We start from the raw sequence: 12,516 nt of genomic DNA, 5'->3' as shown, positions 1-12,516 counted from the left end.
GTATATAGCTATTTTAATTCATTTCGATCCGGTACCGTATAATCTGCTGCAGGCCGGTTTCCTCAACGGTTTCACGTGTGTACATGTATCCATTTTTAATCTCTTCTATGGGTTCTTTTCGCGACCAACTAAATTTTGCTAATAGTTCCCCGGTATTTTCAAGCACCCACCATTCATAAACATGCATATCTTCTACCGTCGTGGCGATCCATAGCCGGTCTTGATCGTCGATTTTCATTTCTGTAAGAACCGGCCAGGTTCGGGGAAGATCCATGGATTCCATGTTCCTGATATATAGATCACGAATTCCGGCTTCAATAGCGGATTCTCTTGTCAAAGGTATTTTCTTATGTGGATAATAAAACGCATCCTGATATGCTCCATCAGGACTATAAATTTTGATTAAAAAATAATCTGGTCCAGCCCAGTAAATACTATTGTCACTTGAAAGGACGGTCAATGCGTTTCCAAAAAAGGGTTTCAGGTGTAAACCTAATAACGCTTCCGAATTGGGCCAGGCAAATAGCGTACGTGTAGCTTTCTTTAAATCAATCAGTTTCTTGGATACTATTTTCCCAGTATTTCCTAAGAGGTAACACAAGCCTTTTGTTTCAAAATTTTGCCATTTTATTTTTTTTGGAGAACTATCTAAGATAAATTCGGCAACATAGGTATTATTATTCCTCACATATAATTTGTCTATCGAGGGATAAGCTCTCTGTAGTGCCTGATACTTCCCTCTATTTTGGGCAAGTAAAATTGTTTTATCGCCAGCCAGTGTATCGAGCATAAATATACTTACTTTTTGTTGCTTAGAGTCAAAGGCGTATAAACGATTCTTACGGATTTGCAAACTTTTGATAAAACCAAATTCACTTGGCCCCTTGCCTTCTCTTCCAAATTGCGCTATAAACTGACCATCGGGTTGAAAGACATGAATTGCCTGGTTTTGTACGTCGACAATAAAAACCCGCCCCAAACTATCCACGGCTATATCACCCATACTTCCAATTAAAACCTTTTTAGAATCGCCATAAACAGTATTTTTCTTGAACGATATAACTTCTCTGGGTTTTTCGTTCGCCGAATAGACAGTTAGATTTTTCAGTTTCTGAAGCCGTTTGGGGAGTTGGTCCTTTTCTTGAAGTGAACATCCCCAAATAACGATGATTATAAAAAGTAGAAGAAACCATTGTTTCATATGATGTCCGAATGATATGATTAGTCAAACCCTACTGGACCAACGTTTTGAATATTTCCATCTAACAAAACAGGAATTTAAGTCTTAGGTAAATTCTTTTTATACCATTAAAGTGCTGTATAGTTTTTCAGATCTTAAGCAGTAATCTCATAAAACTTTTAATAACCCTCATCCACTGCAGTGGATGAGGGTTACAGATTGAGTAACTACTTATATTAGACTTTGCTATGAATAGCTATATAAAATTATAGCATGATGTGTGATTAAGGAAATTGAGCACATCCCTCGCAAGAGCCAATATCCGCGCAAATATCAGTGCATTCAGTTAAAGTTGCATGATAACAAGGCCATGTATTACCACCAGTGTTACAATATATATTACCACTTCCCGCCATCAGTCTTTTCATTTCCGAACGATCAAGCGGGTCAAAATTGGTAAAATTAAAGCTTTCTTTCTTCATAACGGTCTCCGTTTAGTTAACAGTTTGGGCTTGTGTTATCCGCGGGAAATCGATCGAAATACCGACCCAGCAGTGGGGACAAACCATATCAACCCCTGTTGTCCCCACCAGTAACAGTCGGGACAATTTTTTTATTTGGTTCCAATATCTTTTGTCTTATTTCTTGTCGTTTTATCTGATCAGTAAGACAGGGCAAAATGCCCATTAGATCCTCTATGCTATACTGTTTCGGCAGCTGATAACTATTAATAAAAAAAGCAGGCGTAGCTGAAATATCCTCCCGTTCCATCCATTGGGCATGCTGGTCTTCCAGCTGATCGCTGCTTCCGTTATTTCTTTTGTCCATATCCACATCCACAGGATATTGCCTGCTGAATTCCTCCAGATCCTTTAGTTTATACCAATCCCGGATCAAGTGTTCGGTGCGCTCCGATGCATCCGGTTTTCCATGGATATATTGTTGCCAATATCCCAACAAAGCTATGCCAGGTTTAACATCTCTGTTATTCCCGCCCCCACCCGTCCGCAATCGAATAGTCAGATTTACATTATAAGAATATACAGATACCAGTTGCAGGGCTTTTTCAAATCCTTCCTTACAGGGTCCACAGCCCAAGCTAGCAGCCATGAGAATTTTTATTGTGGCATCAGGATTTCCAATGAATAGCTCCTGCTCAAATGGCGTAGTATCAACGCGCTTTCCCCGGCGAAGCAAATGCATAAAAACTTCCGGAGAATTTTTGATACGGTTAGCCACGATTTCAGCCTGTTCGGACCGGTTATCGACCTTGACCTTGTGTTTCAACAGCAACACAGCACTGCCAACAGCCCCAAAAAGTAGCAGCGCAACAGCAATGGGGATGGGAGTAGGATATCCGGTTCCTGCCAGACTATCATAATACAAATAGCCGAAAAACCCTGCCTGGATAGTTAGGATCACATCCACAACCAGGCACAACCGGCACCAAGTTTTTGCCTCAACCGCCTGGTACCAAAGCGAATAGCCGATGATGGGAATGGTAAGTACACTTAATACAGCTAATATCCATAAAAAAGAAGCTTCTCCTAGCGGGAATAAGAACCCAATTGCAAGGAGCTGAAAGAGAAAATAGCTGGCCGTGGCATCCGAAAAGGATACCTTATCTCCGAACAGCCGGGCTGCCTCTGAGTTCAACAGTGCATCACAGTTGGTCTTTTTCCCAGCCCGGCAAAAGGCTTCAACCGGTTTGTAGCTGATGCCCACATCTTTAGCAATGAACAGATATCCAACAACCGTACCAGCAAGAGCTGTAAGTGATAGCGACGTATATACCCAAGTGAATGAGGGTAGTATATTCAGGAAGATAAGTCCGCCTACGGCCACAACCAGCACAACCGTTAGTAAGCGGAGAAAACGATCCTGCGAGCGCTGCCGGTTGTTTTCCTCATCGGTAATCGTGTCAGTCGGTTCGGCCTTCAGTACAATGGCGGGCCTTTCGGTCTCTGTGTTATCCGGGGCCTGCGTACCATTGCCAAGTAAATCCTGCTCGTCTCTGACGATCTTTGGTTCTCCGCCGTTTTCATCAGGCCAGAGTAGGTAAGGATATTCTATATTGTTAAGATATTCTTTTTCTATGCGTGCTGTTTTATAACGGATCCCCAGCCGCTGCAGCGTATCGGCAATGCTTAGCATCGAAGGATAATCCGGGTGGGAGGCAATGAGCTTCTCGCAATAATTTCTGGAGATGGGAAGGTTGATATCCTTCAGGTATTTTGAAACTAGATGCTCCATAACGCAAGCCAAATGAGTTATTTTTAATTTTCCCGATGGCTCCCTATCACTATCAACCAAGCAATGTTTAAACGGGGTATTTCATCTATCCCCTCAAAAACCATAAACCACCATCTGTTTAGCAGGTTGTCTATTTTTTTCGCTATTGTCAATACCTCCAAAGGGGGGTTGTTTTACACCCAAAGGAGTAGTATTTTACCTCTTGCGTTTACTTTATTTGGGCTAAATCATTGCCTTTAAACCAGTTGCCTCTTTTTTTCAATAGCCCACCACATCAAAGCATTCGGCCCTCTCAACCCCAATTCACCGCAGATATTTTGACGACGGGTTTTCACCGTCGAAGGGGCAATACCGGTATATACACCTTTCGTCTTTGCATTTAACCAATGTTTCAGAAAATATTTTTTCGGGAAGGTCACTTTTTCCTTTGGCCGGATCAGCAAGATAGACTTTGCCACGCTTATTACGATACATAACGTGAGTGACCACTATGAAAAACTAAATTGTCCAACAAAGACCGATTTATGGAGAGTGCTATTTACAAGAACATCGAGCACAGTATGAGCTAAACCAAAAAGCCAAAGTTCGCTCCGACCTTGTAGATACATACCAGCGGCTTATCTGCGATCCACTGGTCGTTGACCCGCCAGATGGATTATAAATAGTCGTGGTTTATCTTGTCCTTGTCGAAGGAGCTCTTCAAACGATGTCCACCATTCAGGGCTCCTTGTTGATGTAGCAATGAGCTCGTTGAATGGGATTCTGATGAGCACTACGGCCATGATCGCGATCAGCAAGCTAAACTTTTTTGTAGTGCTCCACCAGAATATTGTTGGTTAAACACATATTTCATAAGAGTTTATCAGTGTAGATAAACTCCAAAAAATATTAAGTGCTCAACTGCAAAGAAAATTGCACATTGATTGAGTCTGACAGCCATGACATGACCCATTTAAACATTGGCAACAAACAGCCCAGTCTGCACAATAACAAATACAGTTTTCACCACTTCCCGCCAAAATACTTTTCATTTCATTGCGACTAAGTGCGGTTTCGAAGTTTTTTTTCTTCATAATATTTACCTTTGATTTTTGTTAAAACCTGTTTTGCCATTAGTGGCGAGGCACAGATCTTGTTTAAGGGCCTCTGTCTCCCAAGCAAGTAAACAACCTTATAGCCACATTTGGCCAATTGCTGCTTTTATTGTGATGCAAGATTTTGCAAGCATGATTTCTCTTTATTTTGGAATAGCTCAACCACACTTGGAATTAATGCCATCATGTCCGCTATATTATAATTTGCAGGTAATTTATAACCATTAATAAAAAATGTAGGTGTTGCATAGATTTGTTCCTGCCTAAACCATTCTGTATGTTTGACTACAAAATTTTCATTTACTTTATTCCCAACACTATTATCTAATTGATAATGATTCATAAATTTTTCTATATCCATTCCGTTATACCAATCGTGTAACAACTTATTGATTTGAGATGATTCATCAGCTTCACCATAAATATTATTTAACCAATATTGAAAAATATATCTGGCTGCTCGGTTATCATCTTGTCTAGATTGTAGTCGAATAATTATGCATGCCTTCTCTGGATAAGCGGCTACCAATTGTTTCGCTTTTTCATGCTGTATCTTGCATGGTTTACAGTACAAATCACTTGCTACGATTATTTTTAAAGGCGCATTCGGATCACCCACGAAAAGCTCCTTATCATCAAAAGAGGATATTTCCACTCTCTTTTCCTGAAAAAGTAAGTGAGAAAATACAGTAATGGAGTTTTTAATTCGTTTGGCTTTTATTCCTGCTTGAATAGATTCCTCGTCTTTCATTATATTTGCTTTTATTAAAAGAAGAAATGAGGATATAACTGTAAATAGCATTATAGACACTAAAAATATCTGCAGATTTCCATCTCCCATCTGGATGATGCCCTCATAATACAAATATGAAAATATACCGACTTGAAAAGCGAGAATCATATCTACAATGATACACAACCGACACCACGAGCTTGCCCTTATAAACTGATAATATATCGAATACCCGATTATTGGGATTGAAAGTGTACTGAATATAGATAACACCCATAAAAAAGACGCAGCCCCATTAGTATTAAGTAATGGAATCAACAATCCCACAACAATTAGCTGGAATACAAAGAAGCTTACGGCTGCATCTGAGAATCTTATCCTACCAAATAGTTTAGCATCTTCTGACTTAAGTATTTCATCACAATTTGAATTTTTTCCTGCTTTGCAAAAAGCTTCCACTACCTCATAATTTATGCCAAGATCCTTAGCGATTAGCAAATAGCCAACAAGAATACCACCCATAGTAGTGATGAGTAATAGTACATGGATCCAAGAGAAAAAATTGATGTTTGCTGAAAAAATAAGTGCTATGGCGGCTGAAATAAAAATCGCTGATTGAATTTTAAGAAAAGTCTCTTTAGAACGCCACTTTTCATTTTCTTTGTCAGCAATGACACCAGTGGATTCTACTTTTAATATTATAAATTGACAATACACTGACTCGGTTTCAACAGCAGATGTTAGTTCTTTCTGGTTCTTTATTAAATTTAATTCTGCTCCTTTTTTGTCAAGTTGGAGCAAGTATGGAAACACCAGGTCTGTGATATTTTTTTTCTCAACCCTTACGATTTTATGATTGATCCCAAGCCTTTCTAATACATCAGATATACTTAATAACGAAGGATATTCTGGATGTGATAAAAGGAGCTCAACAAAAAAATTATGAGATAGGGGGATTTTCAAGTAGTCTAAGTATTTATATACTATTCTTTCCATAAATTAAAAGTTTTAAATAACAGTTAACAGGGAAAAGAACTCCTATAAAATCAACTAAATTTATTAATGATTATTTTCAATTTTTTCTTCATTTTTTTAACCTCGTAATTGTTTTTATCTTCACTCCATAGAATAATATCCTATAGTTGATATAAAATATATCGAAGTAGCCCACTCAGTGTATCTTACCTAGGTAGTCGCTCCTTAAAAACTCCAAAGAATCGAGAGAATTAATTATTATTCCTATGATTGATTTTTGTGGATAACGTTTGCTGAAAATCTTATGAATTTTGCCATGTTTTCAGTACCTCGAGACCAACCGCAATGGGATTAGCTAGAGACGGAGTCGACTCGCTGTGAGGTGGTCCAGGCGCCAGGCCCATCCGTTCCGGTTGATAATAAGACTATTGCTGTGGACAGACGAAAGACCACACAGATGAGAGCCTGCTGGGAATGTGGGTATAGAATTCATACTGACATTTTTGGGTATGAACACCTTTCAATGGTGGCTTCCGGCGGTTTCCAGCGATCTATCACTGGTCGCTAGGGTCCGAGAGAATCCAGCGGATTTTTGGATGGTCGGTATGGGGAAGAGCCCATGAGCAAACCCTGTTTGTGGCTCCACGGTACAGGTGATCAACCTCACATTTCCCACTGAGACCAAGCTATATGGAATAGTGATACAGCGACGGCGAAAGGTTAAGTGGAATCGCTCGTGGAGTGGAAGTCACTCTCAAGCAAACATCTAACCCAATCTATCCTCTGCCGAAAAAAGACCTTTGTGAAACGTAGTTAGCTAGGTTTGCTGGAGGTGCTGGACGGGCAGGTCTGACATCTCTATTAACTTTCAGGTTGTAGTGGAAGTCATTATGGCCAAATGCAAGGCCTATGATTTGATAATCTTCAGTTCAAGCGGGAAATGAGCGCAACAAAGAAGTGCCGGTTACCAAATGCATAGTCTTTGAAACGATTATTGGGCACCTGAAAAATGACTGACTACAAACTGGGGCGAAGCTACCTGAGAGAGGTTGACGGGGTCCAGTTGAACCTGTAGCTGTGAATGCTTCAGCAGTGGCTAGCTCAAAATTATGCTCCAGCTTTTTTAGTAACCTCGAGGAAGGATAAACTTACTTAAACCGAATTTTTAAAGAGCGACTAATTATTCAGCTTTTTTTCATAACTTAAGATACTAGCTATATCTTTTGTAAATAAAATTTTTGGAAAATAATAGAATAAAAGCGGGTAGATAGATAAACAGATGGAACCTTAATCTACTTATTACCGCTTAATTCCTATATTCTAATTTTAGATTCCAAGTTCCTGCATCACTAAATTAGAAATATTGTATTTCTTTTGCGCCTCTTCTGAAGCATATAGAATTACCACATCATTTGTAGTCCTTATATTGAAAACATACATTAATCCCTGTTCAGCAGCAACTTTACTAATCGCCTGCTGTATCTGTTGTAACAATGGACCTATCAGCTCTTCTTGCTTTTGTTGAATTACTTGTGCTAATTGCGTTTGATATTGTTGTAATTCTTCCTGTAATTGGCCTAAATGTGCCTCTTCTTTCTTTTTTACATCATCAGATACTACAGCCATTTTTTGCTGATATTCCGTTACTCGCTGTTGGAAATCAGACTGTTTTTTTTCTAACTGCTCACGCTTTTGATCTATAAAGTTTTGTATGCGTTGCTGTACTGCTTTCATCTCAGGCATTTTGTTTAAAATAGCTCGACGGTCCACATAGCCAAATTTTAATTGCTGTTGCGCATGAGCTTTAAATACATTAGTAAATGTAACCAAGGAAAAACAGGCTGCTGCAACTAGTATGTTTTTTACCATAACATATCCAATATTTTTTAATGCAAAGTAAATATATTTTTAACCACTGCCAGCTATCCAATTAATCGATCCATCTTTTAAAAAGATGGATATAGGAAAAGTTCTGAAAGAATCCCTGTCGTCGCTTTTTTAATTCTTCTTTTTTCTCTTCAGGACCTTGATATTTCACATATCTTCTTATCACGTCCTCGTTCAATTTGACCCTCTTCACAAAATAACCTCAGACCCAAAAACGATTACCTTAGTAGTCTTACCCTCATCTAGCTCCTTGAGCTAAATCTACCAGTATACAATACCGGTATTAGGGCATCTACAAGAGTGATATTCACATTTATAAACGAGATGAGATCGTTTATTGTTACTTTCCCTGAAAGGAAATTAATTTGGGCATAACTCATAAGTACATCACCTCCCGCTAAGAAGACGGATCTTTAAGATGGCTAAATTATATATTTAATATTATATATTCAACTTTAACAGTTGATTATTAAGGGTTTTAAAAAATCATGAACAATCGAGCAGTTTTGAAAATTGCTCGCTAAGTCTACATTTAGCACAAGCTGTCTCAAAGACTTGAGATGTTTCGCCAGTGAGAGAATCGTCATGCTTCCTATCAGAATGATCTGTCTGTCGTCAACAGTCACCTGCAACTTGCTGACAAGCGACATAAAAAAGTTCCATATGATCCTAGAGTCGGCTTGCCAGCCATTGCATCTGATCATCTCCACAGCCTAGACGGTGACTTTTCGGCGTGCCTGTTTATATCGATTATATCGATTTTTTTCCTGTGCACACTGCTCTTTTAGTAACCTCAATGGCAAGTTTTTTTTAATAAATGCTCACACATAACTAGAACTTTGGCTATTCTGAAAAAATCTACCCAACAGGGGTCTAGTTTTCTCATTAGTTATGATTTCAATCGATCTAAATCACGTTATAAAATGCTAGCTTCATTGATCTTCGTATTGTATTGGTGTTTACCTCATTAGGTACCACTCTAATTTACTGTAGAAAGAATTTTCTAACTTCTAACAGATTTACCGACTTCATACGGGAGATATATAGAACAATGGTAGCCGCATCAATCCCTCTTTTAGTAATTAGGGCAACATACTTGAAAATGCTCAACCACTCTATGTTATCCAAATAACACTCAGCGAGGTTAGTTCGAATATGAGTCAACCAACCTACTCCAAATATTTCTTGCAAATGGGAATGTTACGCCACCTCAAATTTTGATACAATTTATTTCTTCTTTCAATCCTTGCATACATAACCCTTAGGCTTTTAGTACAGCATTACAAACTTTAATTTGAAATTATAAAAAGTAGGAAGTTTTTTTTCAATTTCTTCTTTGTTTTTCTAGTTCTTGGTTCCTCCATGCTCCTGGCGGCAATCCTATTTTTTTTGTGAACAGTGTTGTAAATGCGGATATTCGTTCGTACCCTACAGCAAAACCAATTTCACTTATAGAAACATCTTTTAATTGATTATCTGACAATAGTCGTTTAGCTGCTTCAATACGGTGGGAGGTAATATAGCTTGCCGGAGGTAATCCCATACTAAGCCTGAAACGGGTTGAGAAGTTGCGCTGCGGGATCTTACATGCCTCCCTCATACCGCTTACGTGACAGTCGGGATGAAACAAATGTTCATGCAAATATACTGCTGCTCGATGTACATCGAATTGTTCTTCAGGAACAGAAGTTGACAATTCATTGCGGTACGTTTCCAGAACCTGTCTGATTCGTTTTACTTCCTTTATCATCGTTCGATTATCCTTATAAAATTATATAACAGAATGTTGCTGAATAATTTCTTTCCTTCATTGACCAATCATCCAAGATGAAGTAATATGGGGAAAAGGATATTTGCTGAAGCCTTCAGCACTCCAAAAAAATTCCTGCTCGCCTCTGACAATCTTTGGCTTCCCGCCGATTTCATCCGACCAGAACAGATAGGGATATTCTATATTAGGGAGATATTCCATTTCTATACGAGCTGCTTTGTGACGAACCCCCAATTCGCTGCAGCATATCGGCATTGCTTAACATCGAAAGATAGTCGGGGTGGGAGGCAATGAGCTTCTCGCAATATTTTCTGGAGATGGGAAGATTTATATCCTTCAGGTATTTTGAATACTAGACGTTCCATAACAAACGACAAATAAGTTATTTTTTTAACTTTTCCCGATGGCTCCCTATCACTATCAACCAAGCAATATTAATGTTTAAGATGGTATTTCATCCATCCCCTCTTACTGTTTAGCAGGTTGGCTATTTTTTTTGTCTTTATCAATACTCTGAAAGAGGGATTATTTTACTCCCAAAGGAGTAGTTTTTTACCTCTTGCTCTTACTCTATTTGGGCTAAATCATTGCCTTTAAATCAGTTGCCTCTTTTTTTCAATGGCCCACTGCATCAAAGCATTCGGCCCCCTCAACCCCAATTCGCCGCAGATATTTCGACGGTGGGTTTTCACCGTTGAAGGGGCAATACCCAACTCGGAGGCAATCTGCCTGCTGGTCTGACCCTGCGCAATCCGTACAACAATCTCGACTTGCCTGGGTGTAAGAATTTTATATGCTTCTTTGGCGTCGGTTATTTCTTTTTTTTTTATCTCTCATAACCCGGTTGTTTTAGTTTAGTAAAACAAGATGAGATCTGCTCTCTTGTTTTACTATTTCCGTTTAGACTCAGAAGAGAAAATGACCGTCAGAGTTACAACAGAATGACTGGGAGAAACTTCTCTATTTTGTCCGCGGCAATTTTTACAGCAACTTCTCTTGGTTTCTTGAATCCCTTTGTATTTATATGCATCTCTGTTTCCCCTTTTCAACTTGATTTATACCTTGAGATATTAGAACCGTTCTGCGATAGCGGTAAAGCCGTCAGCTAATAGCTCTTAATACCCATTCAATCGCTCAATGCACTTATAGCCTTATTTTAAATAAAATAAAGAGAAGGATGAAGGAAATATCACAGTTTGAAAAGTACTCCCCTCTTTATCAGTAATGAATAATAAAAACAATTATCATAACGAGTATAGTAATTGTTTATTCTTAAAAATATCAATAATATTACAAATTTATATATAGGAAGTTTTGTGAATCCAATCGCACATATTTATTTTAGATAAATAAATACAACATCACATTTGAAAGTAGATTAATAAATATTTATCGATATTGCAAAATATTAATTAAAATTATATGATACACAAAGGAACAGCATATACATACTTATTTTATAAGTAAAGAGATATTTTATTAATTTACAATAAATTAATACTTACTGTCCACTGTTCGAATTATCTTTCACAACTTTTCTTATTTCATAAGAAACTATAAATTTCTATTCCTAAATATTATTGATCCTACGGGTTTTCAAAGCCTTCATGTTATATCTTCAAACTACATAAAATTTGGAGTGAGAAACTATGATGGAGATATAGAAGTTCAGTGAGTCCTACTGTCAAAAATTAAATTACTATCGATCAGTAAAATGACTACTAAAACAAATGATTTTTTGGATATATCTGTAATTACTCCCGTATATAATGCCGAAAAATTTATAGAAAGAGCCGTTGGAAGTGCCTTATCCCAACCTGAAACAGGGGAAGTTATTCTTATTGAAGATGGCTCTGAAGATGATTCCTATAGAGTATGCCAATCCCTTAATGAAAAATATGAGAAAGTATATCTCTATACACATAAGGGACATGTCAATAAAGGAGCCGGCGCTACACGCAATCTTGGAATTAAAAAATCCCATTTTGATTATATAGCATTTCTTGACGCTGACGATTTTTTTCTTGAAAATAGGTTTAAAGAGGCTATGCAACTTCTGCAGTCCACTCCCGGTGCCGATGGTGTTTATGAAGCCATTGGTGTTCATTTTGAAAGCCCATCAGCAAAAAAGATATGGATTAATGAAAAAAACAGAGGGTTAATTACAACTATTGAGGGTGGCATTGCTCCTGATGAATTATTCTGGAAACAATATCCAATAGGTTCAAAAGGTCACACGTCATTGGATGGCTTGACGATAAAAAAGAGTTCTTTAGAAAAAGTTGGTATGTTCAATTCTAATTTAAGATTACATCAGGATACAGAGCTATTTATGCGATTAGCTATGGCTTGCAATCTATATCCCGGGAGTATTACTAAACCCGTAGCTATGAGGGGGGTTCATTCTAACAATCGAATAACAAAGACTCGACCAATGGAAGAAAGGATTATAAACATTAGAAAGATGCTGAAATCGACATATGAATGGGCTAAAGAGAAAGGTTATACAAATGAAGCTGCGAGGTTAAGGGAGTGTAAGCTGAACTCTGTCTGGTTTGTTTTATTCATCAGTGTTCCGGGTTAAATCAAGTGGAAGCCGATCTCCAAATTTAATCGCCAGCTG

Annotated in this window: 9 protein-coding genes; 1 reads left to right on the top strand and 8 read right to left on the bottom strand. The window is 38.1% G+C overall.

From position 1 onward, the window contains the following. Nucleotides 1-13: 13 nt before the first annotated feature. From BUB16_RS17525 to BUB16_RS22305, 8 genes are all read right to left on the bottom strand, one after another. A complete protein-coding gene (locus BUB16_RS17525; protein ID WP_073067502.1) occupies nt 14-1,201 on the bottom strand; it encodes a 6-bladed beta-propeller in 1,188 nt (395 codons plus the stop codon). A 263-nt stretch (nt 1,202-1,464) separates the two neighbouring features. Next, nucleotides 1,465-1,662 (bottom strand): hypothetical protein, encoded by a 198-nt coding sequence (locus tag BUB16_RS21275; protein WP_139240364.1) that lies wholly within the window; start codon nt 1,660-1,662, stop codon nt 1,465-1,467. Between the two features lie 88 nt (nt 1,663-1,750). Next, nucleotides 1,751-3,433 (bottom strand): vitamin K epoxide reductase family protein, encoded by a 1,683-nt coding sequence (locus BUB16_RS17520; RefSeq protein WP_073067500.1) that lies wholly within the window; start codon nt 3,431-3,433, stop codon nt 1,751-1,753. Nucleotides 3,434-3,669: 236 nt separating this feature from the next. After that, nucleotides 3,670-3,891 (bottom strand): hypothetical protein, encoded by a 222-nt coding sequence (locus BUB16_RS21270; protein WP_139240363.1) that lies wholly within the window; start codon nt 3,889-3,891, stop codon nt 3,670-3,672. A 742-nt stretch (nt 3,892-4,633) separates the two neighbouring features. Further along, a complete protein-coding gene (locus tag BUB16_RS17515; protein ID WP_073067498.1) occupies nt 4,634-6,256 on the bottom strand; it encodes a vitamin K epoxide reductase family protein in 1,623 nt (540 codons plus the stop codon). A gap of 1,305 nt (nt 6,257-7,561) precedes the next feature. After that, nucleotides 7,562-8,104, bottom strand: coding sequence for an OmpH/Skp family outer membrane protein (locus BUB16_RS17510; RefSeq protein ID WP_073067496.1), 543 nt, complete (start codon nt 8,102-8,104; stop codon nt 7,562-7,564). Nucleotides 8,105-9,446: 1,342 nt separating this feature from the next. Further along, the gene (locus tag BUB16_RS17495; protein WP_073067490.1) at nt 9,447-9,872 is read right to left on the bottom strand and encodes a helix-turn-helix domain-containing protein; all 426 of its coding nucleotides are present in this window, start codon (nt 9,870-9,872) and stop codon (nt 9,447-9,449) included. Nucleotides 9,873-10,486: 614 nt separating this feature from the next. Then, nucleotides 10,487-10,645 (bottom strand): response regulator transcription factor, encoded by a 159-nt coding sequence (locus BUB16_RS22305; protein ID WP_434083894.1) that lies wholly within the window; start codon nt 10,643-10,645, stop codon nt 10,487-10,489. A gap of 962 nt (nt 10,646-11,607) precedes the next feature. Here BUB16_RS22305 and BUB16_RS17485 point away from each other — a divergent pair. Continuing rightward, on the top strand, nt 11,608-12,477 hold the full coding sequence (locus BUB16_RS17485; RefSeq protein ID WP_084088403.1) for a glycosyltransferase family 2 protein: 870 nt from the start codon (nt 11,608-11,610) through the stop codon (nt 12,475-12,477). Nucleotides 12,478-12,516 lie beyond the last annotated feature (39 nt).

It is taken from the genome of Fodinibius roseus (assembly GCF_900129315.1).
Lineage (GTDB): Bacteria > Bacteroidota > Rhodothermia > Balneolales > Balneolaceae > Fodinibius > Fodinibius roseus.
This window is presented reverse-complemented; position numbering and strand designations above follow the sequence as displayed.

What these genes read in the sequence shown, in the direction of transcription:
- BUB16_RS17525 (WP_073067502.1), bottom strand. Translation starts at nt 1,201, where the DNA reads ATGAAACAATGGTTTCTTCTACTTTTTATAATCATCGTTATTTGGGGA.
- BUB16_RS21275 (WP_139240364.1), bottom strand. Translation starts at nt 1,662, where the DNA reads ATGAAGAAAGAAAGCTTTAATTTTACCAATTTTGACCCGCTTGATCGT.
- BUB16_RS17520 (WP_073067500.1), bottom strand. Translation starts at nt 3,433, where the DNA reads ATGGAGCATCTAGTTTCAAAATACCTGAAGGATATCAACCTTCCCATC.
- BUB16_RS17515 (WP_073067498.1), bottom strand. Translation starts at nt 6,256, where the DNA reads ATGGAAAGAATAGTATATAAATACTTAGACTACTTGAAAATCCCCCTA.
- BUB16_RS17510 (WP_073067496.1), bottom strand. Translation starts at nt 8,104, where the DNA reads ATGGTAAAAAACATACTAGTTGCAGCAGCCTGTTTTTCCTTGGTTACA.
- BUB16_RS17495 (WP_073067490.1), bottom strand. Translation starts at nt 9,872, where the DNA reads ATGATAAAGGAAGTAAAACGAATCAGACAGGTTCTGGAAACGTACCGC.
- BUB16_RS17485 (WP_084088403.1), top strand. Translation starts at nt 11,608, where the DNA reads ATGACTACTAAAACAAATGATTTTTTGGATATATCTGTAATTACTCCC.